Annotated in this window: 28 protein-coding genes and 1 pseudogene; 18 read left to right on the top strand and 11 right to left on the bottom strand. The window is 61.5% G+C overall.

Features of this window, described 5'->3' with window-relative positions; translation table 11 throughout:
* Window positions 1–70 precede the first annotated feature (70 nt).
* Window positions 71–499 carry an NINE protein gene (locus AB4N82_RS11745; protein WP_122756282.1) on the top strand — a complete coding sequence of 143 codons (429 nt, stop codon included), beginning with the start codon at window positions 71–73 and terminating at the stop codon, window positions 497–499.
* 132 nt (window positions 500–631) lie between these two features.
* Here the strand turns inward: AB4N82_RS11745 and AB4N82_RS11750 are convergent, their stop codons facing one another.
* From AB4N82_RS11750 to gshB, 7 genes and pseudogenes are all read right to left on the bottom strand, one after another.
* Window positions 632–1,903: a dihydroorotase gene (locus tag AB4N82_RS11750; RefSeq protein ID WP_122763932.1), complete on the bottom strand. Its 1,272-nt coding sequence runs from the start codon at window positions 1,901–1,903 to the stop codon at window positions 632–634.
* Window positions 1,900–2,904, bottom strand: coding sequence for an aspartate carbamoyltransferase catalytic subunit (locus AB4N82_RS11755; RefSeq protein WP_015886339.1), 1,005 nt, complete (start codon window positions 2,902–2,904; stop codon window positions 1,900–1,902). Before AB4N82_RS11755 ends, AB4N82_RS11750 begins: the two co-directional genes overlap by 4 nt.
* Before the next feature lie 24 nt (window positions 2,905–2,928).
* Window positions 2,929–3,435: a bifunctional pyr operon transcriptional regulator/uracil phosphoribosyltransferase PyrR gene (pyrR, locus tag AB4N82_RS11760; protein WP_095185129.1), complete on the bottom strand. Its 507-nt coding sequence runs from the start codon at window positions 3,433–3,435 to the stop codon at window positions 2,929–2,931.
* A gap of 73 nt (window positions 3,436–3,508) precedes the next feature.
* A complete protein-coding gene (ruvX, locus tag AB4N82_RS11765; protein ID WP_003176676.1) occupies window positions 3,509–3,946 on the bottom strand; it encodes a Holliday junction resolvase RuvX in 438 nt (145 codons plus the stop codon).
* Entirely contained in the window at window positions 3,946–4,515 is a 570-nt protein-coding gene (locus tag AB4N82_RS11770) for a YqgE/AlgH family protein (protein ID WP_032884125.1), read from the bottom strand. The genes ruvX and AB4N82_RS11770 overlap by 1 nt, the downstream gene beginning before the upstream one ends.
* A 67-nt stretch (window positions 4,516–4,582) precedes the next feature.
* A complete protein-coding gene (locus tag AB4N82_RS11775) occupies window positions 4,583–5,488 on the bottom strand; it encodes an energy transducer TonB (RefSeq protein WP_122763931.1) in 906 nt (301 codons plus the stop codon).
* 77 nt (window positions 5,489–5,565) lie between these two features.
* Window positions 5,566–6,518, bottom strand: a pseudogene (gene gshB, locus AB4N82_RS11780) (glutathione synthase).
* 238 nt (window positions 6,519–6,756) lie between these two features.
* Here gshB and pilG point away from each other — a divergent pair.
* The 6 genes from pilG to AB4N82_RS11810 all read left to right on the top strand — a co-directional run bounded on the left by pilG (window position 6,757) and on the right by AB4N82_RS11810 (window position 16,542).
* Complete coding sequence (pilG, locus tag AB4N82_RS11785; protein ID WP_095185125.1) at window positions 6,757–7,164, top strand: twitching motility response regulator PilG; 408 nt, start codon at window positions 6,757–6,759, stop codon at window positions 7,162–7,164.
* A gap of 46 nt (window positions 7,165–7,210) precedes the next feature.
* Entirely contained in the window at window positions 7,211–7,576 is a 366-nt protein-coding gene (pilH, locus tag AB4N82_RS11790; protein WP_014720320.1) for a twitching motility response regulator PilH, read from the top strand.
* A gap of 12 nt (window positions 7,577–7,588) precedes the next feature.
* Entirely contained in the window at window positions 7,589–8,113 is a 525-nt protein-coding gene (locus AB4N82_RS11795) for a chemotaxis protein CheW (protein WP_032884121.1), read from the top strand.
* Entirely contained in the window at window positions 8,110–10,161 is a 2,052-nt protein-coding gene (locus tag AB4N82_RS11800; RefSeq protein ID WP_032884120.1) for a methyl-accepting chemotaxis protein, read from the top strand. Before AB4N82_RS11795 ends, AB4N82_RS11800 begins: the two co-directional genes overlap by 4 nt.
* 113 nt (window positions 10,162–10,274) lie before the next feature.
* Window positions 10,275–16,094, top strand: coding sequence for an Hpt domain-containing protein (locus tag AB4N82_RS11805; RefSeq protein ID WP_122763930.1), 5,820 nt, complete (start codon window positions 10,275–10,277; stop codon window positions 16,092–16,094).
* A complete protein-coding gene (locus AB4N82_RS11810; RefSeq protein WP_010207210.1) occupies window positions 16,087–16,542 on the top strand; it encodes a chemotaxis protein CheW in 456 nt (151 codons plus the stop codon). Before AB4N82_RS11805 ends, AB4N82_RS11810 begins: the two co-directional genes overlap by 8 nt.
* Before the next feature lie 55 nt (window positions 16,543–16,597).
* Here AB4N82_RS11810 and AB4N82_RS11815 read toward each other — a convergent pair whose 3' ends face one another.
* Genes AB4N82_RS11815 through AB4N82_RS11825 form a run of 3 tightly spaced genes read right to left on the bottom strand, consistent with a single transcriptional unit; the run spans window position 16,598 to window position 18,061 of the window.
* On the bottom strand, window positions 16,598–17,233 hold the full coding sequence (locus tag AB4N82_RS11815; RefSeq protein ID WP_032884116.1) for a LysE/ArgO family amino acid transporter: 636 nt from the start codon (window positions 17,231–17,233) through the stop codon (window positions 16,598–16,600).
* Window positions 17,234–17,255: 22 nt separating this feature from the next.
* Window positions 17,256–17,684, bottom strand: a complete 429-nt coding sequence (locus tag AB4N82_RS11820; protein WP_460104948.1) for a hypothetical protein — start codon at window positions 17,682–17,684, stop codon at window positions 17,256–17,258.
* Between the two features lie 35 nt (window positions 17,685–17,719).
* Window positions 17,720–18,061 carry a hypothetical protein gene (locus tag AB4N82_RS11825; RefSeq protein ID WP_460104949.1) on the bottom strand — a complete coding sequence of 114 codons (342 nt, stop codon included), beginning with the start codon at window positions 18,059–18,061 and terminating at the stop codon, window positions 17,720–17,722.
* 231 nt (window positions 18,062–18,292) lie between these two features.
* Here AB4N82_RS11825 and AB4N82_RS11830 point away from each other — a divergent pair, with 231 nt between their 5' ends.
* Window positions 18,293–18,985 carry an NBR1-Ig-like domain-containing protein gene (locus AB4N82_RS11830; protein ID WP_032884114.1) on the top strand — a complete coding sequence of 231 codons (693 nt, stop codon included), beginning with the start codon at window positions 18,293–18,295 and terminating at the stop codon, window positions 18,983–18,985.
* A 20-nt stretch (window positions 18,986–19,005) separates the two neighbouring features.
* Here AB4N82_RS11830 and AB4N82_RS11835 read toward each other — a convergent pair whose 3' ends face one another.
* Window positions 19,006–19,293, bottom strand: a complete 288-nt coding sequence (locus tag AB4N82_RS11835; RefSeq protein ID WP_122764045.1) for a HigA family addiction module antitoxin — start codon at window positions 19,291–19,293, stop codon at window positions 19,006–19,008.
* Window positions 19,294–19,628: 335 nt separating this feature from the next.
* Here AB4N82_RS11835 and AB4N82_RS11840 point away from each other — a divergent pair, with 335 nt between their 5' ends.
* The 10 genes from AB4N82_RS11840 to mdcH all read left to right on the top strand — a co-directional run bounded on the left by AB4N82_RS11840 (window position 19,629) and on the right by mdcH (window position 26,993).
* Window positions 19,629–19,889: a polymorphic toxin type 44 domain-containing protein gene (locus AB4N82_RS11840; RefSeq protein WP_241089546.1), complete on the top strand. Its 261-nt coding sequence runs from the start codon at window positions 19,629–19,631 to the stop codon at window positions 19,887–19,889.
* Window positions 19,867–20,286, top strand: coding sequence for a hypothetical protein (locus AB4N82_RS11845; protein ID WP_122763928.1), 420 nt, complete (start codon window positions 19,867–19,869; stop codon window positions 20,284–20,286). The genes AB4N82_RS11840 and AB4N82_RS11845 overlap by 23 nt, the downstream gene beginning before the upstream one ends.
* Before the next feature lie 277 nt (window positions 20,287–20,563).
* Complete coding sequence (locus AB4N82_RS11850; protein ID WP_122763927.1) at window positions 20,564–20,824, top strand: DUF6124 family protein; 261 nt, start codon at window positions 20,564–20,566, stop codon at window positions 20,822–20,824.
* A gap of 277 nt (window positions 20,825–21,101) precedes the next feature.
* Complete coding sequence (gene mdcA, locus AB4N82_RS11855; RefSeq protein WP_122763926.1) at window positions 21,102–22,772, top strand: malonate decarboxylase subunit alpha; 1,671 nt, start codon at window positions 21,102–21,104, stop codon at window positions 22,770–22,772.
* Window positions 22,773–23,606, top strand: a complete 834-nt coding sequence (locus AB4N82_RS11860; RefSeq protein WP_122681978.1) for a triphosphoribosyl-dephospho-CoA synthase — start codon at window positions 22,773–22,775, stop codon at window positions 23,604–23,606.
* Window positions 23,606–23,905, top strand: coding sequence for a malonate decarboxylase subunit delta (locus tag AB4N82_RS11865; RefSeq protein ID WP_032884109.1), 300 nt, complete (start codon window positions 23,606–23,608; stop codon window positions 23,903–23,905). The genes AB4N82_RS11860 and AB4N82_RS11865 overlap by 1 nt, the downstream gene beginning before the upstream one ends.
* Window positions 23,898–24,740, top strand: coding sequence for a biotin-independent malonate decarboxylase subunit beta (locus tag AB4N82_RS11870; protein WP_122763924.1), 843 nt, complete (start codon window positions 23,898–23,900; stop codon window positions 24,738–24,740). The genes AB4N82_RS11865 and AB4N82_RS11870 overlap by 8 nt, the downstream gene beginning before the upstream one ends.
* Complete coding sequence (mdcE, locus tag AB4N82_RS11875) at window positions 24,737–25,507, top strand: biotin-independent malonate decarboxylase subunit gamma (protein WP_099601686.1); 771 nt, start codon at window positions 24,737–24,739, stop codon at window positions 25,505–25,507. The genes AB4N82_RS11870 and mdcE overlap by 4 nt, the downstream gene beginning before the upstream one ends.
* Window positions 25,501–26,097, top strand: coding sequence for a malonate decarboxylase holo-ACP synthase (locus AB4N82_RS11880; RefSeq protein WP_122763923.1), 597 nt, complete (start codon window positions 25,501–25,503; stop codon window positions 26,095–26,097). Before mdcE ends, AB4N82_RS11880 begins: the two co-directional genes overlap by 7 nt.
* A complete protein-coding gene (gene mdcH / locus AB4N82_RS11885) occupies window positions 26,094–26,993 on the top strand; it encodes a malonate decarboxylase subunit epsilon (RefSeq protein ID WP_122763922.1) in 900 nt (299 codons plus the stop codon). The genes AB4N82_RS11880 and mdcH overlap by 4 nt, the downstream gene beginning before the upstream one ends.
* Window positions 26,994–26,996 lie beyond the last annotated feature (3 nt).

Here is a 26,996-nt window from a genome sequence, read left to right on the forward strand (position 1 = left end):
CGTCGGGCGCCCGTAAAAAAGTCACAAAGAAAATGAAAAAATTTATCTATCGAAGCAAAAGAGGTACGTCATGAACACCTATCAACAGGTTAGGCCGCAACAAGACACCCACAGCAAGGTGATCGGTTACCTGCTCTGGATTTTCGGGTTTACCGGCGCGCATCGTTTTTATTACGGCAAACCTGTCACCGGGACGATCTGGTTTTTTACCCTTGGCCTGCTGGGTATCGGCTGGCTGATCGACCTGTTCCTGATCCCGGCCATGGACCGTGAAGCCGACCTGCGTTTTACCGCCGGTCCCATCGAATACAACGTGGCGTGGATTCTGTTGGCGTTTCTGGGGGTGTTCGGCGTGCACCGCATGTACCAGGGCAAATGGATCACCGGCTTGATCTACCTGCTGACCGGTGGCTTGTTCCTGGTGGGGGTGCTGTATGACTTCTGGACGTTGAATACCCAGGTTTCGATCCGCAATGCAGAGCGCAACGGGGGACGCTGATTTCTCAGGCTTTATAGAGAACTAAATGTGGGAGGGGGCTTGTCCCCGATAGCGGTGGATCAGTCAGCTCATTTATTGCTGACCCACTGCAATCGGGGGCAAGCCCCCTCCCACTTTTTTTGCGTGCCCGCTTTAGGCCTGGTAGCTGATGCGCCCATCCACCAAGGTGTAGCGCACGCTCGCCGGCAGGCTATGGCCGATGAACGGGCAGTTTTCACCCTTGGACAGCCAGTGCTCCCCGGCAACCGTGGAGCTGGCCGTGTCAAACAGCACCAGATCCGCTGCGGCACCCACGGCCAAGTTGCCGGCCGGCAGGCGCAAGGCTTCGGCCGGGCCGGCGCTCAGGCGCTGGAGCAGCGTCGGCAAGTCGAGCAGGCCATCCTCCACCAGCGTCATCGCCAGTGGCAGCAACAGCTCCACACTGCTGATCCCCGGCTCGGTCGCGCCAAACGGTGCGAGCTTGGCATCGCGCTCGTGTGGCTGGTGGTGGCTGGAAATCGCCGAAACCACACCGGATTTGACCGCGGCACGCAAACCGTCACGGTCGGCCAGGGTGCGCAGGGGCGGTTGCACGTGGTACAGGCTGGAGAAGTCGATCAGCGCTTCATCCGTGAGGATCAATTGGTACAGCGCCACATCCGCAGTCACCGGCAGACCGCGAGCCTGGGCCTGTGCAATCAGGGCCACGCCCCGGGCACTGGTGAGTTGGCTGAAGTGCGCGCGTACGCCGCTTTGTTCCACCAGCAGCAGGTCACGGGCAAGAGCGACGGTTTCGGCGGTTTCCGGAATACCCGGCAGGCCGAGGAAACTGGCGACGGCGCCTTCATGGGCCAAGCCGCCTTCGGCCAGGTCGCGGTCCTGGGAGTGGAAGATCACCGTCAGATCGAAGGTGGCCGCGTATTCCAGGGCGCGGCACAAGGTGCGGGTACTGCGGAAGCTCTCAAGACCGTTGCCGAAGGCCACGCAACCAGCGTCGCGCAGGGCGATCAATTCGGCGAGTTGTTCGCCTTCCAGACCTTTGCTCAGGGCGCCGATGGGGAACACTTTGCAATTGCCAGCTTCGCGGGCACGGTCGAGGATCAGCTCGGTCACGGCCGACGTATCGAGGATCGGCTTGGTGTGCGGCGGGCAGCACAGGCTGGTCACGCCACCGGCCGCAGCGGCGCGGGTTTCGCTGGCGATGCTGCCTTTACGGCTGTAACCCGGCTCGCGCAGGGCGACGTTCAGGTCCACCAGCCCAGGCGCGGCCACCAGACCTTTGGCGTCGATGGTCTGGCTGGGGCTGAAATCGCTGGGAGCGGCGCCGATGGCGATGATCTTGCCGGCTTCCAGATGAAGATCGGTGACTTGATCCAGGCCACTGGTCGGGTCGATAACGCGAGCGCCAAGAATGCTGAGCTTCACTGGGCGTTCTCCTGCTCGAATTGACGTTGCGCGGTTTGCCCGCTCATGGCCATGGACAACACCGCCATGCGCACGGCGATGCCGTAGGTCACCTGGTTGAGAATTACTGACTGATTGCCATCGGCCACCGCCGACTCAATCTCCACCCCTCGGTTGATCGGACCCGGGTGCATCACGATGGCATCCGGTTTGGCGCCGGCCAGGCGCGCGGTGGTCAGGCCGAACAAGCGGTAGAACTCACCCTCGCTCGGCAGCAAACCACCGGACATACGCTCGCGTTGCAGGCGCAACATGATCACCACGTCTACATCCTTGAGGCCTTCGGCCATGTCGGTGTAGACCTTCACGCCGTACTGCTCAATGCCGATGGGGAGCAGGGTTTTCGGCGCGATCACGCGGATGTCCGGGCAACCCAGGGTTTTCAGGGCCAGCATGTTCGAGCGTGCTACCCGCGAGTGCAGGATGTCGCCGACGATGGCCACCGATAGGTTTTCAAAGCTGCCCTTGTGCCGACGGATAGTGAGCATGTCGAGCATGCCTTGGGTCGGGTGGGCGTGACGGCCGTCGCCGCCGTTGATGATCGCCACCTGCGGGCACACGTGCTCGGCGATGAAGTGCGCGGCGCCGGAGTCGCCGTGGCGCACCACGAACATATCGGCGGCCATGGCTTCCAGGTTACGCAGGGTGTCGAGCAGGGTTTCGCCCTTGCTCGCCGACGAAGTGGACACGTTCAGCGTGATCACGTCGGCCGACAGCCGCTGGGCCGCCAGCTCAAAGGTGGTGCGAGTGCGGGTGGAGTTTTCGAAGAACACGTTGCAGATGGTTTTGCCGCGCAGCAACGGGACTTTCTTCACCGCCCGGCCACCGACTTCGAGGAATGAGTCGGCGGTGTCGAGGATTTCGGTGAGCAGTTCGCGGGGCAAACCGTCGAGGGACAAAAAGTGTTGCAACTGGCCCTGAGCATTGAGCTGCAGCGGGCGCTTGGCATCTAGAGGCGTCATCGCGGGGACTCTTTACAAGGCGGTTTAAAGGGCGAGGTCTTGCAGTTCGAGTTCGAGCGGCGTTGGACCGGACAATTTTACCCGTTGCTGGGCTTGCAGCGACAGGGTCGCGCCAACCACATCCGGGCTGATAGGCAACTCGCCGGCGTCCAGATCCAGCAGGCAGACCAGCGTGATGCTGGCCGGGCGGCCGTAGTCGAACAGTTCGTTCATGGCGGCGCGGATGGTACGGCCGCTCATCAGCACGTCGTCGATCAACACCAGGTGCTGGCCTTCGACTTCGAACGGAAGGGCCGAGGGCTGCACTTGCGGGTGCAGGCCGTTCTGGCTGAAGTCATCACGGTAGAAGGACACGTCGAGGGTGCCCAGTGGCGAGTCGCTGCCCAGTTCGTCCAGTAACGCCTGAGCGACCCACACACCGCCGGTGCGAATGCCGATAAAGCGCGGTTCGCTGATTCCGCGGTGTTCCAGGTGCGCTTTGAGGCGTAATGCCATCTGGCTGATCAGTTCGGCGGGATTGGGCAGGCTCATGGTGGCTCCTTCAAGGCCTTGCTGTAGGCAAGTTCCGGGCTCAAACGTAAGAAGACGCGGCAAGCCGCGTCAGTCAGGATTCAAATAAAGCGGTGTTTTCGTCCAGCCAGCCCTGCAACAGCAAGGCGGCGGCGATGGCGTCTACGGGGTTGTCGCGGTAACTGCCCTTCTGACCGCCACGGTCGCGGCGTTCACCCTTGGCTTCAAAGGTGGTCAGGCGTTCGTCGTGGGTATAGAAGGGGATGTTGTAACGACCATTGAGGCGACGGGCGAATTTTTCGGCGCGCAGGCACATGTCGCTGGGGGTGCCGTCCATGTTCAGGGGCAGGCCGACCACCACCGCGTCGGGCTTCCATTCCTTGATCAGGGCTTCGACCTGATTCCAGTCCGGTATGCCGTTCTGGGCCTTGAGGGTGCACAACTCGCGGGCCTGGCCGGTGATCACCTGGCCGACCGCTACGCCGATCTGTTTGGTGCCGTAGTCAAAACCGAGGATCAGACGCAAGGCCATCAGGCGTGCCCCGCCTGGCTGGTCAGCAGGCTGAGGTTGACCCGCAACTTGGCGGCGGCCGCTTCCAGGCGCAGTTCACTGGCCGTGTTGAACAGGATGTCGGCGTCGAAGGGGCAGGTCAGCCAGGCATTGCTGGCCAGTTCGGCCTCCAGTTGCCCTGCTTCCCAACCGGCGTACCCCAAGGTGATCACGCTTTGCTCTGGGCCTACACCGTCGGCGATGGCGAACAACACGTCCTGGGAGGTGGACAGCGACACACCGTCCAGGTCCACCGTGGCCTGGAACGTCGGCCCGGTCGGGTGCAGCACAAAGCCGCGATCAGTTTGTACCGGCCCGCCGATGTAGATCGGCACCGATTGGCAACGGGCCGGCGGATCGATCTCCGGACGCAGTTGCTCAAGGATATCGGCCAGGTTCAGCGCTTGCGGGCGGTTCACCACCAACCCCATGGCACCATTGGCCGTGTGCTCGACGATGTAGGTCAAGGTCTGCGCAAAGTTCGGGTCGGCCATATGGGGCATGGCGATCAGGAATTGGTGCTTGAGGTAGGTCGGGCTGACATTTTTCATGTCCGCTAGTGTGGCGTTGGAGGGGCGAACTGACAAGCTGGAGTTACCTGTGGCAGGACATGTCTGATCAGTTGCTGGAGAGCCGATCGCCCTTGGCAAACTTCCAGGTACGGATGATTTCCAGGCGGTCCACGTCATTCAGGTCGCCGGTAAACGGGGCAAACGGCGCGGCCAGGCGCACGATGCGTTGGGCGGCCTGGTCCAGCAGCGGTTGGCCGGAGGACTCCAACACCTGCACTTCATATAAGGTGCCGTCGCGGTTGATCGATACCAATAGACGCAAGTTGCCGTAGATCTGCTGGCGCCGCGCTTCTTCCGGGTAGTTGAGGTTGCCGATGCGCTCGACCTTCTTACGCCACTCGTCTTTATACCAGGCGCCTTTGTCGCGCATGGTCGAGGCGGCATTCAAGCGGTAGATGCGTGGGCGCTTGGCGTACAACTGCTGTTCGTTAGCCAGTTCGGCTTCCAGGCTGGAGATTTCGTCGGACAGGGTCGAGCTGTCGAAGGTAGGCGCCGGTTTGACGGGCTCCGGCTGCGGCTCGGTCTTGGTCTTTTCGCGTTGGACCGGGGCTTTTTGCGGTTTGGGTGCGATGGTGGCCACCGTAGGCTTGGGCGTAGCCTGCTTGACCTCGGGCTTCGGCGCAGGAGGTGGCGTGACTTTATTGACCTTGTTGTCCTGGAACGGCGCCAGTTCGGTGGTCTTGGGGATGGCTTTCTTATCGAGGGTGCCGCTGCCCTGTTGATCGTCCTGGGCTAGAAAATCTGCCTTCTCGGGCTTCTTTTCACTCTTGAACGTGGCCAGGGTGATTTCCAGGGTCTTGGTGATCTGCTTGGGTTCGACCATGGTGAAGCCCACGCCAAGGAGCAAGGCCAAATGAATCAAGGCAGCCAGAAACAGGGTAAATCCGAGCCGATCAGCCGGGCGCACGCCGCTGTGGGAGAGTTCGGGGGGCAGATCGGACGGGAGTGTCATGACAAAAGAACCAACATCGCGCGTTTCACAGGTGGCGCATGATAACGCAATGTTGGTGTGTGTCCGGCTGTTCTATATCACTTGGCTGCGAGCTTGCGCTCAATGGCGGCCATCAGCATTTCGCCGATGTTCGTGCCAAATGCATTGTCTATCTCGCGAATACAGGTCGGGCTGGTGACGTTGATTTCGGTGAGATTTTCACCAATTACGTCAAGGCCTACAAACAGCAGGCCTTTTTCCCGCAAGGTCGGGCCAACTTGGCTAGCGATCCAGCGATCCTTATCCGATAAAGGCCGTGCTTCACCGCGCCCACCTGCCGCCAGGTTGCCTCGGGTCTCGCCTGCCGCCGGGATACGCGCGAGGCAGTAGTCCACCGGTTCGCCGTCGATCATCAGGATGCGCTTGTCGCCGTCCTTGATCGCCGGCAGGTAAGCCTGGCCCATGATCTGCTGGGTGCCCAGGGCGGTCAGGGTTTCCAGGATCACCGACAGGTTCGGGTCGCCTGCGCGGTGACGGAAGATCGACGTACCGCCCATGCCGTCCAACGGCTTGAGGATCACATCGCCGTGTTTGGCGGCGAATTCACGCAGCACATCGGCGCGGCGGCTGACCACGGTCGGGGTGTGCACTGCGGGAACAGCGTGGCGAACAGCTTTTCATTGCAGTCGCGCAGACTTTGCGGCTTGTTGACGATCAGCACGCCGGCGCGCTCGGCCTGCTCCAGCAGATAGGTGGAGTAGACGAATTCCATGTCGAACGGCGGATCCTTGCGCATCAGGATCACGTCCAGGTCGCTCAGGGGGCTGTCGATTTCGTCCGAAAGCTCGAACCATTTTTCCGGGTTGGCGAACACCTGCAGCGGGCGCATGCGCGCGCGGGCCTCGCCGTCGCCCTGGTACAGATCGCGCTGCTCCATATAGAACAGGGTCCAGCCGCGGGCCTGGGCGGCCAGAAGCATGGCCAGCGAGCTGTCCTTTTTATAGGAAATGCTGGCGATAGGGTCCATGACAATGCCGACGCGAACGCTCATGGGGGATTTCCTCTAGCAAATTGGGCGCATAAAAGTGGCGTCAGAGTGGCGCTGCGGCTGTTGTGGGTCAAGGAAAAACCACCTGGCGGGTGCCTCGATAGATTGCTCTCCGAGACTGTGCTAAAAAGACTGCCACAGCGCAGCAGCCCTTGAAATCCAAGGCCTGCGGCGATCATCCTGTGCAACATCAGGCAGTACACACCGAAAACCGACTCGCTGTGGCGATGGTAGAGCAGATATGGAACAGCATTCCAACGCCTTGAGAGTGATGGTGATCGACGATTCGAAAACGATCCGCCGCACCGCCGAGACGCTGTTGAAGAACTCGGGGTGCGAGGTCATTACGGCCATCGACGGTTTCGATGCCCTGGCGCGGATTGTTGATCATCACCCGCACATTATCTTTGTAGACATCATGATGCCGCGCCTGGATGGTTATCAGACCTGCGCCCTGGTGAAGAACAACCCGGCGTTCAAGTCGATTCCGGTGATCATGTTGTCCTCCAAGGACGGTCTGTTCGACAAGGCCAAGGGGCGCATCGTGGGTGTCGATCAGTTTTTGACCAAGCCTTTCAGCAAGGAAGAACTGCTGGGTGCAATCAAGGCCTATGTGCCGGGGTTCGCCGCAGTAGAACAAGCACACTGACGCCGCCCCACGAGGGCCGGCGCCGACCAATGTAGTGGGGAAAACCATGGCACGTGTTCTGATCGTCGACGATTCGCCGACCGAAATGTACAAACTCACCGGCATGCTGGAAAAGCACGGCCACCAAGTCCTCAAGGCCGAGAACGGTGCGGACGGCGTGGCCCTGGCTCGCCAGGAAAAGCCCGACGCAGTGCTGATGGACATCGTGATGCCTGGCCTCAATGGCTTTCAGGCTACTCGCCAACTGTCCAAGGAGCCGGAAACCAACGGCATCCCGATCATCATCATCACCACCAAGGATCAGGAAACCGACAAGATCTGGGGCGCGCGCCAGGGTGCAAAGGACTACCTGACCAAGCCTGTGGACGAAGAAACCTTGATCGCCACCCTGAACAAGGTGTTGGCCGGCTGACGGCACGCCATCATGACCGAGTCGCAAACCGCCTTTGAGCTGCTGCTGGACATCGACCGCCGCTGCCGCCTGCTGGCCGCCGACCTGCCGTCCCAGGAAACCCGCCTGCAACGCTGGAGCGGTATCGGCTTTCGCCTGGGGCAACATTGGTATGTGGCGCCCATGGGCGAAGTGGCCGAAGTCCTGCATGAACCACGTTGCACTTTAATGCCTGGGGTCAAGGCCTGGGTCAAAGGGGTTGCTAACCTGCGCGGGCGCCTGCTGCCGGTGATGGACCTGGGTGGCTTCCTCGGCCTTGCGCTGTCCAAGGCGCGCAAGCAACGGCGGGTGCTGGTGGTGGAATACAACGATCTGTTTGTCGGGCTGCTGGTGGATGAGGTGGTGGGGATGCAGCATTTTGCACAAGACGCCTTGCTGGCGAACACCAGCCCTGGCGCGCCGTTTATCCAGGGTCACTTCGAGGGTGATCCGCTGTGGCAGGTCTTCAGCCCCTTCGCCCTGGCCCAGGCCCCAGGCTTCATGGATGTCGCCGCATGACCACCGCTACCACGCCCAAACCCCAGGCCGGCTCGCGCAGCCGTTCACAGATCATCGTGCTGTTTATCGCACTGATCGTGTTCATCATGCTGCTGTTCGCCAACTTCGCGTACCTCAACACCCAGTCTACCTACGACAAACAGTACATCGGCCACGCCGGTGAACTGCGCGTGCTGTCCCAACGCATTGCCAAGAACGCCACCGAAGCCGCCGCCGGCAAGGCCGCTGCTTTCAAGCTGTTGGGAGATGCGCGAAACGATTTTGCCCAGCGCTGGGGCTACCTGAAAAAAGGCGACCCGCAAACCGGCTTGCCCGCGGCACCCAGTGCGGTCCGTGCCGAGATGCGTGCTGTGCAGACCGATTGGGAAGCGCTGCTGAAAAACACCGACGCGATCCTCGCCAGCGAGCAGACCGTACTGTCCCTGCACCAAGTGGCTGCGACCCTCGCTGAAACCGTACCGCAATTGCAGATGGAGTCGGAGAAGGTCGTCGACATCCTGCTGCAACGTGGCGCCCCGGCCAGCCAGGTGGCCTTGGCCCAACGCCAGTCGCTGCTGGCCGAACGTATCTTGGGTGCGGTCAACACCGTGCTGGCCGGCGACGAAACCGCCGCGCAGGCCGCCGACACCTTTGGCCGTGATGCCGCCCGCTTTGGTCAGGTCCTCAATGGCATGCTCAACGGCAACCCTGGGCTGCGCATCACCCAAGTCGAAGACCACGATGCCCGCGCGCGGCTGGCGGACATTGCCGAGCTGTTCGAATTTGTCTCTGGCTCCGTGGATGAAATCCTCGAAACCTCGCCGCAGCTGTTCCAGGTGCGAGCCTCGGCGAGCAATATTTTCAACCTGTCGCAAACCCTGCTTGATGAAGCCTCGCACTTGGCTATCGGGTTCGAAAACCTCGCCAGCGGGCGCAGTTTCGACACCATTGGCGGGTATGTGCTGGGCCTGTTGGCGCTGGCCTCGATCATCCTGATTGGCCTGGTGATGGTGCGTGAGACCAACCGCCAACTGCACGAGACCGCCGAGAAGAACGAGCGCAACCAAAACGCGATCATGCGCTTGCTGGATGAAATCGAAGACCTGGCCGACGGTGACCTCACTGTGACGGCTTCGGTGACCGAAGACTTCACCGGCACCATCGCCGACTCGATCAACTATTCCGTGGACCAACTGCGCGATTTGGTCGCGACGATCAACCTCACCGCCGGTCAGGTCGCCGGTGCTGTGCAAGACACCCAGGCCACCGCCATGCACTTGGCCCAGGCCTCCGAGCATCAGGCCCAGCAGATCGCCGAAGCCTCCACCGCAATCAATCAGATGGCCCAATCCATCGACCAAGTGTCGGCCAACGCCGCCGAATCTTCGGCAGTGGCGGAGCGCTCGGTAGAGATCGCCAACAAGGGCAATGAGGTGGTGCACAACACCATCCACGGCATGGACAACATCCGCGAACAGATCCAGGACACCGCCAAGCGCATTAAGCGTTTGGGTGAATCGTCCCAGGAGATTGGCGACATCGTCAGCCTGATTGACGACATCGCCGACCAGACCAACATCCTCGCCCTCAACGCCGCCATCCAGGCGAGCATGGCCGGGGATGCCGGGCGCGGTTTTGCGGTGGTGGCCGATGAAGTGCAGCGACTGGCCGAGCGCTCGTCGGCTGCCACGCGCCAGATCGAAACCCTGGTGCGGGCGATCCAGACCGACACCAACGAGGCGGTCATCTCCATGGAACAGACCACCACCGAAGTGGTGCGCGGTGCACGGCTGGCCCAAGACGCGGGCGTGGCACTGGAAGAGATCGAAGGCGTATCGAAGACCTTGGCGGCGCTGATCCAGAGCATCTCCAATGCGGCGCAGCAACAGACGTCGTCGGCAGGGCAGATCTCCCTGACCATGAACGTGATCCAGCAAATCACTACGCAGACGTCGTCGGGTTCCACCGCCACTGCCGAAAGCATCGGCAATTTGGCGAAGATGGCGAGCCAGTTGCGCAGGTCGGTCTCGGGTTTCACCTTGCCTGCGGCCAAACAGGTTGATGATTGAAATGCAGTCAAAGTGTGGGAGGGGGCAAGTCGAATCGTCGCACCGCCCCTCCCACATGTGATCTCCATCTGTCTGGAGATCCAGGCAACCCACGAATTCTAAGCGGAGCAGTTATGGTTGATCGGCACGACTACGTGGCCCTCGAATGGGTCAAGGGCGACATTGCCGAAACCCTGAAACAGGCCCGTTCGGCGCTGGATGCGTTTGTCGAAACCCATGACGATGACGTGATCAGCCAATGCCTGGCCGGTATCCACCAGGTGCATGGTGCGCTGCAAATGGTCGAGTTCTACGGTGCAGCGCTGCTGGCCGAAGAGATCGAAGAACTGGCCCTTGCGCTAAAGGCCGGGCGGGTCAGTCAGCGCGATGAAAGCATCCGTCTTCTGCAACAGGCCCTCGGCCAACTGCCGCTGTACCTCGACCGCGTGCACAGCGCCCGCCGCGATCTGCCGTTGGTGGTGCTGCCGCTGCTCAACGACCTACGCAGCGCACGGGGTGAAAGCCTGCTCTCGGAAACCAGCCTGTTCAGCCCACAATTGCTGTCGATCGCGCCGCTGCCCGATGAAACCCTGACCCAGCGCGCGCCGCCTGAGCTGCATGAGCAATTGCGTCAATGGCACCAGTTGCTGCAACAGGCGTTGGCCGGGTTGCTGCGTGAAGACCACGGCCCAAGCAATCTGGAAGACATGGCGCGGGTGTTCGCACGCCTCGAAGCCCTCTGCCAGGGCGCGCCGTTGTTGCCGTTGTGGCAAGTGGCTTCGGCGCTGGTCGAGGGCATGCTCACCGGTGTGGTCGCCAACAGCCCGGCTTTGCGCAGCTTGCTCAAGGCCAGTGACAAACAACTCAAGCGCCTGCTCGCCCAGGGCATAGGCGGCATCAACCAATCTGCGCCGGATGAGTTGCTCAAGAGCCTGTTGTTCTACGTCGCTAAAGTCACCCGGCCAACGCCGCGCATGCAAAGCCTGAAAGAGCGCTACGGCCTGGATGAAGCCTTGCCCGACAGCACGGTGGTCGACGCCGAGCGCGCCCGCCTGGCCGGGCCGGACCGCAATGCCATGGGCTCAGTGCTCGGTGCGTTGTGCGAGGAACTGGTGCGGGTCAAGGAACGCCTCGACCTGTTCGTGCGCAGCGACCGCCAACACACCAGCGACCTTGATGCGCTGCTGGCGCCGCTGCGGCAGATCGCCGATACCTTGGCGGTGCTGGGGTTCGGCCAGCCGCGCAAAGTCATCATCGACCAGCTTGCGGTAGTACTGAGCCTGGCCCAAGGCCAACGCGAACCCAACGACGCCGTGCTGATGGATGTCGCTGGCGCGCTGCTCTACGTCGAAGCCACCTTGGCCGGAATGGCCGGCACCGTCGAGCCGGAAAGCCGCGAAGAAAGCCGCCTGCCCACTACCGACCTGACCCAGATTCACCAGTTGGTGATCCGTGAGTGCTGCCAGTGCCTGAAGCAGTCTAAAGAGCTGGTGATCGACTGCATGGAAGCCGACTGGGACCGTCGGCGCCTGGAATCGCTGCCGGAGTTGCTGAGCCAGGTGCGTGGCGCGTTGGCGATGATTCCGCTACCGCGTGCAGCGAGCCTGATGCGCGGGTGCGCCGACTACGTCGATGAGCAGTTGATGGTCAGCGAAGGCCCGCCGGCAGAGGCGCAACTGGAGCATTTTGCCGATGTGATCAGCAGCTTGGAGTACTACCTCGAACGCATGCTCCAAGACCCCGACGCGGCGGGTGAACGGGTATTGGAACTGGCCACCCAAAGCCTGGCGACGCTGGGCTACCTGCCCGCCGAGAAACCCTGGCGCCAGGCGCTGGTCGCTCCCGATGGTGCGTTGTCGAGCGAGGTCACGCCCAGCCAGTCGCAGTTCGACGCACTGGCCAACCCTACCTCGCGCCTCAACCCGCCGGCCCTGCAACGCCCCGGTAGTCTGCTGCCGCCGCCAGCCGATGAAGCGCCTATCGACGATGAACTACGCGAAGTCTTCCTTGAAGAGACTGACGAAGTTCTCGAAGTGCTGCACCGCCACCTGCCCAACAGCGCGGACAAAACCGCCCAAGGCGAAATGCGCCGCGCTTTCCACACGTTGAAAGGCAGTGGTCGCATGGTGCGCGCCCTTGTCCTGGCCGAGTTGGCCTGGGCTGTTGAAAACCTGCTGAACCGTGTGCTGGAACGCAGTGTGGCCCTAGGCCCCGAGATCCAGCAGGTGCTGGATGACGCCGTGGCCCTGCTGCCGGAGTTGATCTCCGACTTTGCGACGGACGACCAACACCAACGCGACGAGGTCGACGCCTTGGCCGCTCGCGCCCACGCCTATGCCAGCGGCGGCGCCCTATCTGCTGGCGAACCCCACGACCCGATGCTGCTGGAAATTTTCCGCAACGAAGCCCAGAGCCATCTGGACAGCCTCAACCACTTCCTGCAACAGGCCGCCGAGCATGTGCCGCTGCAGGTCAGCGATGAGCTGCAACGCGCGCTGCATACTCTCAAGGGCAGTGCGTACATGGCCGGCGTGTTGCCGATTGCCGAGCTGGTGCGCCCACTGGATCACCTGACACGCGAATACAAGGCCCATCGTCTGCCGCTGGACCTGGACGAGGTGGAGTTACTGCTGGAAGCCGAAGCTCTGTTCCAGCGTGGCTTACGCCAACTGGATCGCGACCCTCTGGTGCCGATCAGGGGCGCGGCCGATTTGATTGGCCGCACCCAAGCCCTGCTTGACCATCAGTTGGCAACGCTGCTCGACGCGCCCAACACCGGCTTGCGCATCAAGCGTGACCCGCAACTGATCACCAACTTCCTGGCCCAGGGCATGGATATCCTGCTCGACGCCGAAAGCCTGCTGCGTCGTTGGCAACAGCACCCTGGCGAGCGCCAGGAACTCACGGCGTTGCTGGATGAACTGACCACGCTGGGAGAAGGGGCACACATCGCCGACCTGCATCCTATCGACGAACTGTGCGAAGCCTTGCTCGACCTCTATGGCGCGGTGGAAGAGAGCAGTCTGGCCGTCAGCGAGCGGTTTTTCCGGGAGGCCGAACAGGCCCATGAAGCGCTGATCAACATGCTTGACCAACTGGCCGCCGGGCAGGAAATCAGCCTGGCCCCGGCACGGGTCGAGGCCCTGCGCGAATTGCTGGACGGAGCCCTGGACCCGTCCGCCACCGGCCTGATCAAAAGTGACGGTAACCGCGCCCTGAGCATCGCTGAACTCGGTGCCGCCACCGCGCAGTTGGAGCATGAAACGGCGATGGACGATGAGATCGTCGAGATCTTCCTCGAAGAAGCCGTGGACATTCTCGACAGCGCCGGGCAGTCCCTCAAGCGCTGGCTGCTGGAACCCGAAAACGCTGCACCGTTGTCCTCGTTGCAGCGCGACCTGCACACCCTCAAGGGCGGCGCGCGCATGGCTGAAATCGGCCCGGTGGGCGATCTGGCCTATGAGTTGGAATGCTTTTACGAAGGCCTGGTTGACCGTCGCTACAGCTACAGCGCCGAGTTGTCTCAAGTGCTGATGGCCAGCCATGAACACCTGGCCTTGCAGCTGGAAGAACTGCACCACCACCAGCCCTTGAGCGACAGCGTCGAGCTGGTTGCCAAGCTTCGTGAGCTGCGACAGAGCAGTACGCCCGCGACCCAGGCGCCAGCGCCTGAAACGGCGGGCGCCGACCCGGAATTGCTGGATATCTTCCTCGAAGAAGCGGCCGACATTCTCGACAGCTCGGGCAGCGCGTTGCTGCGCTGGCAGGCCGAGCCGAACAATCGCCAGGAAGTCGAAACCCTGTTGCGCGACCTGCACACCCTAAAGGGCGGCGCGCGCATGGTCGAGATCGGGCCGATTGGTGACTTGGCCCATGAGCTTGAGTTTCTGTACGAAGGGCTGTCCGCCGGTTTGCTCGCGCCGTCGGCTGAGCTGTTCGCGCTGCTGCAAGGCTGCCATGACCGCCTGGCGCAGATGATCGACGCCGTGACGGATGGGATGCCGGTGGGCTCAGTGGACAAGCTCATCGAACGCATCAAAAGCCTGGTGCACCCCAGCGTAGAGCCAGTGGTGCCGGTGGCGTTGCCCGCAGGCAAGGCCGAAGCGGTCGCTGATCCTACCGCCGACATGGTGAAAATCTCCGCCGACCTGCTGGACGATCTGGTCAACCTGGCGGGTGAAACCTCGATCTTCCGTGGCCGCATCGAACAGCAGGTCAACGACGCGCGCATTGCGTTGAACGAGGTGGAAACCACCATTGAGCGAATGCGTGATCAACTGCGCCGCCTCGACACCGAAACCCAAGGTCGCATCCTCAGCCGCCAACAGGCCGAGGCCGAACGCCTGGGCTACGAAGACTTCGATCCGTTGGAGATGGACCGCCATTCGCAGTTGCAGCAACTGTCCCGCGCGTTGTCCGAATCCGCCTCCGACCTGCTCGACCTGAAGGACACCCTCGACCGTCGCAACGAGGATGCGCACGACCTGTTGCAGCAACAGGCACGCATCAACACCGAGTTGCAGGAAGGCCTGATGCGCACGCGCATGGTGCCGTTCGAGCGTATGTTGCCGCGCCTCAAACGCATCGTGCGCCAGGTGGCGGGCGAGTTGGGCAAGGACGTGGAATTCATCGTCGGCAATGCCGAGGGTGAGATGGACCGCAACGTGCTTGAACGCATGGCGGCGCCCTTGGAGCACATGCTGCGCAACGCCGTTGACCATGGCCTGGAGTCCCGCGATGTGCGGCTGCTGGCCGGTAAGCCGGAAAAGGGCCGCATCACCCTGGACCTGACCCACGAAGGCGGCGATATCGTTTTCGACATGCGCGACGACGGCGCCGGCGTGCCCCTCGAAGCGGTGCGGCGCAAGGCGATCAAGCGCGGGTTGCTCGCCCCTCATCAAGAGATCAGCGACCGCGACGTGTTGCAGTTCATCTTGCAGCCGGGGTTTTCCACTGCGGAAAAGATCACGCAGATTTCCGGGCGTGGCGTGGGCATGGACGTGGTGCATGAAGAAGTGCGCCAGCTCGGCGGCTCGATGTTCATTGAGTCGACGCCGGGCGAGGGCGTGCATTTTCGGATTCGTCTGCCGTTCACCGTGTCGGTCAACCGCGCGCTGATGGTGCAATGCGCCGACGACCAATACGCAATCCCGCTCAACACCATCGAAGGGCTGGTGCGTGTGCTGCCCCATGAGCTGGCGGGGCACTACCAGCAAGATCCGCCGCGTTATGAATACGCAGGCCAGCGCTACGAACTGTTTTACCTCGGCGACCTGCTGCATACCGTGGCCCGTCCGAAACTGCTGGGCCAGTACCAGCCGGTGCCGGTGCTCTTGGTGCAGTGCAATGAGCGGCGTGTGGCGGTGCATGTGGATGCCATGGCCGGCACGCGGGAAATCGTGGTCAAGGGCCTGGGGCCGCAGTTCGCGGGGGTGCAAGGCTTGTCCGGCGCGACCATCCTCGGCGACGGCCGCGTGGTGCTGATTATCGACTTGCTGGCGCATATCCGCGCCCGCCAACCGGCCTTGCCGGCGCAGTCGGTGGATGCGCCACTGATCCTCAACGACCCGCTGAAAAAACGCCCCTTGCTGGTGCTGGTAGTGGACGACTCGGTTACCGTGCGCAAAGTCACCAGCCGGCTGCTGGAGCGCAACGGCATGAACGTGCTCACTGCCAAAGACGGCATCGACGCCCTGGCTGTGCTTGAAGAACACACCCCGGACTTGATGCTGCTCGACATCGAAATGCCGCGCATGGACGGCTTTGAAGTGGCCACGCAAGTGCGCAACGACCCGCGCTTGATGCGCCTGCCGATCATCATGATCACCTCCCGCACCGGCCAGAAACACCGCGACCGCGCCATGGCGATCGGCGTCAACGAATACCTCGGCAAGCCGTATCAAGAGTCGGTGCTGCTGGAAAGCATCGCCTATTGGAGCAAGTCCCATGCTTGACCACCGCACCAGCCAACTCACCGGCCTGCTGCTGCCCCTGGCCGACCGTCACCTGGTACTGCCCAACGTCGCCATCGCCGAGTTGATCGACTTCCAACGCGGCGAACCGGCCAGCGACGCACCGCCGTGGTATTTGCGGCAAGTGACGTGGCGGGATCGGCAGATTCCGTTGATCAGTTTCGAAGCCGTGTGCGGCGAGGCCAGCGTGACCGGCGAACGCTCGCGGATCGTGGTGTTGAATGCGCTGGGCGGGCGGCCGACGTTGAAGTTTATTGCGCTGGTGATCCAGGGTATTCCGCGGTCGTACAAGCTCGACAGCGAGTTGAGCTATGTGGACGTGCCGCTGTGCCCGCTGGAACTGGCAGCGGTGCAGGTGGGGGAGCATGTGGCGAAGGTGCCGGATTTGATGGGACTTGAGGCGCTGCTGGTGGAGTCCGGGTTGGCCTGAGTGGCGCATTCTCCATGAGAAATGAAAGGCCCCTGTGGTGAGGGCGCTTTCCCGTTCAGAGACGCTGCAGCAGATGAAAATCAGCAATCAGCATACCCGCGAGGTACACCATCAAAATCACCACGCCGGCGTCCAACAAACGCCAGACCTTTGCCGAACGAAATAGCCCCGTCAACCTTTGGCATCCCAACGCCAAAACCACAAACCATACCAGCGACGCGGTCATTGCTCCGCCGGCAAAGAACGCTTGTTGGCTGACGGGCTTTGCCGCACCAATAGAGCCAATTAGCACCACGGTATCCAGCCAAGCATACGGATTGGCAAATCCAAGTATCACCGCCGTGCGCAGTAATCCGCGCTGTGAGGTGAGGTTGCTTTGAGTATCTGGCATCGACTGGTTACGCACACAAGCCAATAACCGCTGCCAGCCAAACCACAACAGATAGGCCGCTCCCGACAGCAGCAGTAACGCCACCAAACCTGGCTTGCTGCCGAGCAACGAGCCCAAGCCCATGACCCCAAGAGCGATGAGGATGATATCGGCGAACACGCATACCGCCACCACACCCCAGACAGGGCTGCGACTGACACCCTGGCGAATAACCAGGGTGTCCTTCGGTCCAGGAGCGGCGAACAGTCCGATGCCCAGTAGAAGACCTTCGAGATAAAAGACGTTGAGGTCTGGAGTCATGAAGTGCTCGACCGCCTGGGTATCAGTTCAATTGAAGGGGTTGATTACCGAAACCGGTATGGCGCGCGTTGGCGGCGCTTTTCAAGTCGATCGGCTGGTGGCGGAAAAAGCCTCTCAGTTCCTGCTCTGCATCAGGGTTGACGAAGTAAATGAGAGAGCTGCGTGGCATTGGTCTCCGAGGAGTCAGAACCGCGTGGTATGCAGCGGGAATTGCATAGTCTGAGAGGTCAGTCAGTAACGATCCGGCCAAGATTGCAACCTCGTTCTCCAAGAGGCGTACCGGCTCCAGCGAGCTGCCTCGAACCAGGACGAGGCCATCACGAGTCGGCTTGATAAATGACAACAGATGACCATCCTCATGAGGGTCCTGAGCAAACTGGCGCTGACCCGACCCGGAATTAGCTCCATAGACACACAGTTGCAGATAGGACGTTGCACGCAAAGAGTTCAACGAAGTGGCTCCAAACTCCGCGCAAATTCCGTCCATCAATTCCTGGGCAAGCTCGCTGATCTGTTGTTCAAAAGCATTAACGGCGGCAAAAAATTCACTTCGTGTGAATTCAAACGCTCTTCGTTTTGATGAATGCGCAGGCCAGTAACAAAATCGCTCACACAGGTCTGGCTGATCCTCAAGGCTCGAGTACTCAGCGCCAAAGGGGAAAAATCCATCGGTGTCTTTCGCGAAGGAAAACGAGGCCTTGGTGGCTGGCGATATTGCGGAGTATCCCTCAACGATTTTTTGTAATCCAGCAGCATCGCTTCTGATATTTGCAGGGTGCCAAAGCCTGTTTGAGCAACGGATTTACAGCACGCTTTGATGTGGTTCATGGCTATATCCAAAGGTAGATGTAAAGGAATGCAACAAACACTGGGTTCGCAAGCAGGCGAGAAACTACGACACTGGATATGGCTGACTAAAAGGGCCCCATCCATGTCCTTCACAACTTCGCCAGCAGGCGGCGAGTGTGCATGGTTCAAGACACGTGGCGGCGGACAGGTTGTCTTTTTTGGCGGACAAAGAAATGACGTTCACCTAAAAATGGGAACCGCAAACTTCGTATGAATATAAGAACGCGAGATACCCTCAGGTCGCTGGTTGCACGGCGCAGCCGAGAGTTGGGCAAGCCCCTGACTGCGCTGGCCAAGGAGGCGGGAATTTCCAGAACCTACCTGTACGGTCTATCGGCTGGAGCTTCCAGGGACCCGTCGGTGCGCACGCTGATCAAGCTGGCGAAGGCATTGCAGGTTTCTCCCTTGCTGCTGTTTCGCTACTTCGCTGACCTGACAGGTGCGCCCGGTAATGCGTGCTCAATGGCTACCACCAATCGGGCTGCAGGTATTGATGATCCGGAGGACGTTGCGGTGTTCAATGCCGATGTCACGACGCCTGATCAAACCGTCGTGTTGCCGGGGGAAGTTTTTCAGAAAACCTGGGAGATTCAGAACCTGGGCACACGACCCTGGCGCGGGCGACGACTGGTGCGTGTTGATGGGGAATACGTTATTGCCCGCCGCGCAGATCCACAAGGCCAGTTGGAGGTAGTGATGGATATTCATCTGCGCAGCCTGCACAGCGAGCTCCCGATTGCCGATACGCTGCCGGGCCAGCCGGTGCATATCAGTGTGGAATTTGCAGCACCCAGGGAGACTTGTACGGTGGCTTCAGTCTGGAGAATCGAGGATGAGCAGGGGAAACCTTGTTACGGGCCTGCGTTCATTTTGCATGTGGTGGTTAACGTCATGGCACGTTGAGCGTCCGGTCGGATTTTTCCTTAATCAATCCGCGCAAACGGCTCAAGCATCGGCTGCTCCCGATGCTCGGCCTGCCACAAGTCGTAGGCGCTTTGCATCGATAACCATAACTGCGCAGTACTTACGCCGACTCGCTCCAACCGGACGGCAAGGTCCGGGCTTACGGGGGCGTGGCCATGCAAGATCCTTGAAAAAGTATCGCGGGCGAAGCCAAGGCGCCTGGACATTTCGGTGATAGTAATACCGAGGGCCGGGACTACATCTTCAAGCAGAATTTCGCCTGGGTGAGGTGGGTTGTGCATACGCAGATTGGGTTTAGAGTTCGGATTCACGATGGTCGCCCGTGGTGGGCTTGGACGAAAAAAGGCTAGAGAGACAGGTTCCGAGCAACAACCTGAACATCTTGTAGGAATGGAGTGCGGTTATTGTCGGCGAGTTCTGCATTTGGATTTATCGGGTTTTCAGGCCTGAGCGCGGTGGCTAAGTTCTACGCTCCTCACTGCCACCAAGGCCCCGAAAATGATCGTACCGTTAATGCCGCCTGGTGTTTCAATACTTGAAAACATGGCGACAGCCAAGTGCAAGGGCACTCATCTCAAGCCCGGCTCGGCATTCGCCTATTCGTGGTTTTATTCCCAGGTTCGTGCAGCCGGTCCATGGAACTACAAGAAGCGAGGGCGTCAGTACGAAGCTTTTTGGTAATTTCAATTATGGTGCGACAGGTACGGAACTCGGCATTCCCGAGCCTGTTCTGTTGCGGGCAGCAGGCGTCGCTCAAACATTCGCAAAAACCACCAAGCCGGAGTTTGGATCATGGTGGGGCGGTGACCCTTTTGGCGATGATCCCCGAGATCAATATTGGATAAAGAGGGGGATTGAGTATGCAATTTCTCAGGGCTACTAAGGGGCTCTTGCCGGTCCTGCGTAACTGTCTTCTGGTGGCCTGCCTGATATACATCGGGGGCAATTGGATCATGTCATCCGGTACGCCTGACCTGGACGAAGTGGTTTTGAAACACTCCTTGGGCAATGGCAGCTCAATTTATGGTGCGCGTGACGGGCGGGGCGGCGCGACGGTGGGCTTTTCCTACAGGTACTACGTGCATAAGGACCTGCGTAATGATCGCGAAATACTCACGTCACTGGTCTCGGCACATCCATTTCTAAAAACCAAAGAGCCTGATGTGCAAGTGAACCAGGTGGATGGAGTCATCCACCTCATTGTCCGTGGGGACGTTTATGAGTACCGCAGCTACCCGCTTGAAGCTTTGGGGGCTGTGAGCATCGACATGAGGTTGTAGGCCTGCTGGCTTCGGATTTTTCCTGCACGATTTTGGGCCGTGCATGAACTTGTCGCGTGCAGTCCGCGCGCCTAGTCTTCGGCGCACCAACGCCCATAGCCATTCAACGGGCGTTTTTTATGCCTGCTGTATTTGTTATGGCGGCTGTGCGTGGGAGATCCTTCGGGGTCTGCCGGGGTCCGATATGCCCGGTCTTGCACACCGGCGCACCGCTGCCACCTTAATTCGCGTGCAAGCGAAAGAGCGCAGCCTCCATCACATATCGGCGTTGTAAATCATGGTCAAACCTACCCCCAATCCTCCCGCAAACCTCTTCACCGTAAACCCCCACCAAAACACCGAAACCCTGCTGGTCAACGCCAGCGAAACCCTGTCCTCCCTCAACGCACTCACCTGCAACCTGGCCTTCGACCTGGACACTTCCCAGCGCGCCATCTTGCTCGGGATCCAGCAAATGGCCGAGTTGGGGCAGTTGTTGGTGGATCGGGCGCTGGAACAGGTCAGCCCTTCGCTGGAAAAGGTCCCAAGCAGGGACTGATCAGTCTTTTTTTGAGACCGCACTCTCACAGACATCAGTGAGCAAATGTGGGAGGGGGCTTGCCCCCGATGGCTGAGTGTCAGTTGAAACATCACTTAGCTGACCCACCGCCATCGGGAGCAAGCCCCCTCCCACATGTTGATCTTCTTTGGGCTCAGGTCAGTGTTTGCTGATGTTCCATTACTCTAACCGTAACGATCCATCGCTAAGCTTGATTGATGGCTCACGGATTCACTCCTAAGGTAAGCCTCACGACAGCTAACCTCGTGGAGCGACCATGACAACAACAATAAACCCCGACTCGCGCTGGACGCGGCGGCGCGACGAGAAGCAGCGGCGGCTCGGGCTGGTCAAAAAGTATGCAGACGGCGCGGTGCTGCCCAGCGACAAGATTGTCGAGGCGCTTGAGGCGCTGATCCTCCCCGGCGACCGCGTGGTGCTGGAAGGCAACAACCAGAAGCAAGCCGACTTCCTCTCGCGCTCTTTGGCCAAGGCCGACCCGGCCAAGCTTCACGATTTGCACATGATCATGCCCAGTGTTGGGCGGTCCGAGCACCTGGACCTGTTTGAAAAGGGCATCGCCCGCAAGCTGGATTTCTCCTTCGCCGGCACCCAATCCCTGCGCATCAGCCAGTTGCTGGAAGACGGCCTGCTGGAAATCGGCGCGATCCACACCTACATCGAACTCTATGCACGGCTGGTGGTGGACCTGATCCCCAACGTGGTGCTCTCCGCCGGTTTCATGGCCGACCGTGCCGGCAATATCTACACCGGCGCCAGCACCGAAGACACTCCGGCGCTGATCGAACCCGCCGCGTTCAGCGATGGCATCGTGATCGTGCAGGTCAACCAGTTGGTGGATGACGTCACCGATTTGCCTCGCGTCGACATCCCCGCCAGTTGGGTGGATTTTGTGGTGGTGGCCGACAAGCCGTTCTACATCGAGCCGCTGTTCACCCGCGACCCGCGCCATATCAAACCGGTGCATGTGTTGATGGCGATGATGGCGATCCGTGGCATCTACGAAAAACACAATGTGCAATCGCTCAACCACGGCATCGGTTTCAACACCGCCGCCATCGAATTGATCCTGCCCACCTACGGCGAATCCCTGGGCCTTAAGGGCAAGATCTGCCGCAACTGGACCCTCAACCCGCACCCCACGCTGATCCCCGCCATCGAAAGCGGTTGGGTGGAAAGCGTGCATTGCTTTGGCACCGAACTGGGCATGGAGAACTACATCGCCGCCCGCCCGGATGTGTTCTTCACCGGCCGCGACGGTTCGATGCGCTCCAACCGGATGTTCTGCCAATTGGCCGGCCAGTACGCAGTTGACCTGTTTATCGGCGCCACCCTGCAAGTCGACGGCGACGGCCATTCCAGCACCGTTACCCGTGGCCGCCTCGCCGGTTTCGGTGGGGCGCCGAACATGGGCCATGACCCGCGCGGTCGCCGCCATGGCACGCCGGCGTGGTTGGATATGCGTCACGACGATGCGCCGGTTGCGCTGCTGGAGCGCGGCAAAAAGCTCGTGGTGCAGATGGTCGAGACCTTCCAGGAAGGCGGCAAACCCACCTTCGTCGACACCCTCGACGCCGTGGAAGTGGCACGCAAAAGCGGCATGCCCCTGGCGCCGATCATGATTTACGGTGACGACGTCACCCACCTGCTCACCGAAGAAGGCATTGCCTACCTGTACAAGGCGCGCTCCCTGGAAGAACGCCAGGCGATGATCGCCGCCGTCGCCGGGGTGACCGCCATCGGCCTGCGCCACAACCCGAAGGACACCGCACGCATGCGTCGCGAAGGCCTGATCGCCTTGCCCGAAGACTTGGGCATCCGCCGCACCGACGCCACCCGCGAGCTGTTGGCCGCCAAAAGCGTGGCCGACCTGGTGGAGTGGTCCGGTGGCCTGTACAACCCGCCCGCCAAATTCAGGAGCTGGTAAATGCGCGCTCTCAAACTGCATGAACTCAGTCTTGCGGATCGCCTGGCGGATATGGCCGTCGATGCGCTGATCGATGAAGCCGACCTGTCGCCTAAACCCGCCCTGGTGGACCGTCGCGGCAACGGCGCCCACAGTGATTTGCACCTGGGGCTGATGCACGCCTCGGCGCTGTCGTTATGGCCGATGTTCAAGGAAATGGCCGAAGCGGCGATTGAAATCGGTGAGGTCGGCTTGCCTCTGCGCGAAGCCCTCGGTCGTATTGGCCGTGAGGGTGAGCAAGCGATGCTCACCACCACTCAGGGTGTGAATACCCATCGCGGCGCGATCTGGGCGCTCGGCTTGCTCACTGCTGCGGCAGCCTTGGAGCCCCGCGCTATAACGCTGAACGCGGCCAGATTAGCCCTGCTCAACGACCGCTACGCCCCACAGCCACTGAGCCACGGCGCCCAGGTCGCGCAACGCTACGGCGCGCGCGGTGCCCGTGAAGAAGCGCAGCTTGGCTTCCCCTCGGTGATGCAGCGCGGCCTGCCGCAACTGCACAAAAGTCGCCGCCAAAACGCCGGCGAACAGAACGCACGCCTGGACGCCTTGCTCGCGATCATGACCGACCTGGCCGACACCTGCGTGCTCTATCGCGCCGGCCTGGAAGGCCTGCATGCCATGCAGCGCGGCGCTCAGGCCGTGCTCGATGCTGGCGGCAGCGCTAGCCTCGCCGGGCGCCGCCAACTGCATGAGCTGGACCACCAACTGCTGGCCCTGAATGCCTCCCCCGGTGGCGCCGCCGACCTGTTGGCCGCCTGCCTGTTTATCGACCGCCTCGACGGAGCGTTGTGATGGAAACCTTATCCTTTGAATTCCCCGCCGGGCAGCCGCCAAAAGGCCGTGCGCTGGTGGGTTGCGTCGGCTCGGGCGACCTGGAAGTGCTGCTGGAACCGGGTACGGCCGGCACGTTGACCATTCAGGTACAGACCTCGGTGAATGGCGCCGAACAACGCTGGCAGCACCTGTTCGAACGCATCTTCCAAGAACAGACACCACCCGCCCTGAACATTGATATCCACGACTTCGGCGCCACCCCCGGCGTGGTGCGTTTGCGCCTGGAGCAGGGTTTCGAGGAGATCGGCCATGACTGACTTGCTCGCTAAACACAGCTTCGTGGAACTGGGTGCGCGGCAGCGGGCCAAGGCCTTGTTGGATGCCGGCACCTTTCGCGAACTGATCGACCCGTTCCAGCGGGTCATGTCGCCCTGGCTCAGCCGTCAAGGTGTGGTACCCCAGGCCGATGACGGGGTGGTGATCGCCAAGGGCAGCATCGGCGACTTGCCTGTGGTGATTGCGGCCATTGAGGGCAACTTCCAGGGCGGCAGCCTCGGTGAAGTGGGCGGTGCGAAAATCGCTGGCGCCCTGGAGTTGGCAGCTGAGGACAACCGCAAGGGCATCCCGACCCGCGCGCTGCTGCTCCTGGAAACCGGCGGCGTGCGCTTGCAGGAAGCCAACCTCGGCCTGGCCGCAATTGCCGATATACACGCGGCGATTGTCGACCTGCGCCAGTACCAGCCGGTGATCGGCGTGGTGGCGGGCAGCGTTGGCTGTTTCGGCGGCATGTCCATCGCGGCCGGGCTGTGCAGCTACCTCGTCGTGACCCGCGAAGCGCGCCTGGGCCTCAATGGCCCGCAGGTGATCGAACAGGAAGCCGGGTTGGAAGAATACGACTCCCGCGACCGTCCCTTTATCTGGAGCCTCACGGGTGGCGAGCAACGTTTCAACAGCGGCCTGGCCGACCGTTACGTGGCCGACGATGTGGCGCAGATCCAACAGACGGTCAGCGCGTTGCTGCAGCAAGGCGTGCCCGCCCAACAACGTAGTCGCCAGGCTGATTATTACCTCACACGCTTGGCCGAGCTGGACGCTGTACCGCAAATCGACCCGGCGACGGTGCGCGAGCTGTATCAAGGAGAACGCTCATGAGAGGTTTGCAGTGGTTCAACGCATTGAGCGCCGGCGCTCCACCTGTAGACGGTTTGCCCGCGTCGCTGAGGGTTGCCGACGGTGTATTGGGTGAGCAAAAGGTGCGCTTTGTCGCCGTGGTGACTGACGCGCAAAACCGCTTCCCTCGGGCGCGCAATGGCGAAGTCGGCCTGCTCGAAGGCTGGGGCCTGGCCAAGGCCGTCGATGAAGCCATCGCCCGCGGCGACAAGCGCCCGATCATCGCCATCGTCGATGTGCCCAGCCAAGCCTACGGCCGTCGCGAAGAGGCTCTCGGCATCCATCAGGCCCTGGCCGCTGCCGCCGACAGCTATGCCCGCGCTCGCCTCGCCGGCCACCCGGTGATTGCGTTGCTGGTGGGCAAGGCCATGTCCGGTGCGTTCCTGGCCCACGGTTACCAAGCCAACCGCCTGATCGCCCTGCGCGATCCCGGTGTGATGGTGCACGCCATGGGCAAGGCCTCGGCTGCGCGGGTGACCCTGCGCAGTGTCGAAGAGCTGGAAGCCCTGGCCGCCAGCGTGCCGCCCATGGCCTATGACATCGACAGCTATGCCAGCCTCGGATTGCTGTGGGAGACCTTGTCGGTGAGCCAGATTGAACAACCGACAGCGGACGATGTGGTGCGGGTCAGTGAATGTCTGGTGAGTGCAATCAAGGACATTGGCACACCTGATTTGAGCGGACGCCTCGGCGCCACTAATCGCACCGCTTCCAGCCACGTGCGCGAGTTGTTGCGGGAGCAATGGTGAACGCGCACGACCTGCTCTGGGGCATGAGCCCGGCGCATCTGCCCATCGACGCACCGGCCTGGGCGGTGGACGCGATCAGCGCCGGTCACCCGGTAGTGGTGCGTCGCGCGCTCGCCGAGCCGGGCCAGGTGGCGGTCGGCGTGCGTGGACGTTTGCGCGAACAGCGTTTTGCCGCCGTGATGCCGATTGCAGCGGTGCGTCGGCGTGTGGTGCCGGAGGCGTTGCGCGCCGTGATCTCGACGCGGGATTTACCTGCGTTGCACGCATTGCAGCAGTTGCGCCCGGTGCTGGCCCAGACAAGCTGGGGCGTCAGCGGCAGTGCGGGTTTTGAGTTGGCGACCGGCATTGAGGCGCTGCATGCTGAGAGTGATCTGGATTTGATCCTGCGCGCGCCTGAGCCGCTGGATCGCAATGACGCGCGGGCTCTTCTGGAACGACTGGATAAGGCGGTGTGTAGCGTAGACCTGCAAATACAAACCCCGTTCGGCGCCGTCGCGTTGCGCGAGTGGGCCGGGCCATCCCGCCGCGTATTACTCAAAACCACCAGCGGTGCGCACCTTGTAATCGACCCCTGGCAGGATGTGGCATGAGCAGCCTGCTGGTGTTTCCGGGGCAGGGTGCTCAGCGCATGGGCATGCTCCAGGCGCTGCCTGCCGACATCCTGGCCGAAGCCAGCGATGCCCTGGGCGAAGACGTGCGCCTGCTCGATTCCGCGCAAGCCCTGGCCAGTACCCGCGCCGTGCAACTGTGTCTGTTGATTGCCGGCGTTGCCCACGCCCGTCTGTTGGATCGCACCCCGGATTACGTGGCGGGCCTGTCCATCGGTGCCTATCCGGCTGCGGTCATCGCTGGTGCGCTGGATTTTCCCGATGCGGTAAAGCTTGTGAGCCTGCGCGGCCAACTGATGCAAAGCGCTTATCCACACGGCTACGGCATGACCGCGATCATCGGCGTGGAGTTATCCACCGTCGAAAACATCCTCGCCGACATCCACAGCCCCGAAACCCCGGTATACCTGGCCAATATCAACGCCGATAACCAGAGCGTGATCGCCGGCAGCGACGAGGCCATGAAGCGTGTTGCCGCGCGCATCAAGGGCAATGGCATCGCCAAGCGCCTGGCCGTCAGTGTGCCGTCCCATTGCGCGCTGCTGGAGCAACCGGCCGAGGCCCTGGCCCAGGCGTTTGTCCCGCTCAAGGCGCCGCGCATCACCTACCTGAGCAGTACCCGCGCGCGGCCGATCCACAACCCCGAACACCTTTGCGACGACCTGGCCTTCAACATGTGCCGCGTTGTCGACTGGCGCGGCACCGTGCAAAGCGCCTATGAGCGCGGCGTGCGCCTGCAAATCGAACTGCCCCCGGGCGCCGTGCTCACCGGCCTGTCACGCCGCGTGTTCGAACAAGGCACGGTGATCGCCTGTGAAGGCGCACGCCTGGATACCTTGCAGGCCCTGCTGGAAGAGGAGGAGCGCCGCCACCGATAAAGC

This window comes from Pseudomonas sp. H1_D04, from assembly GCF_054683855.1.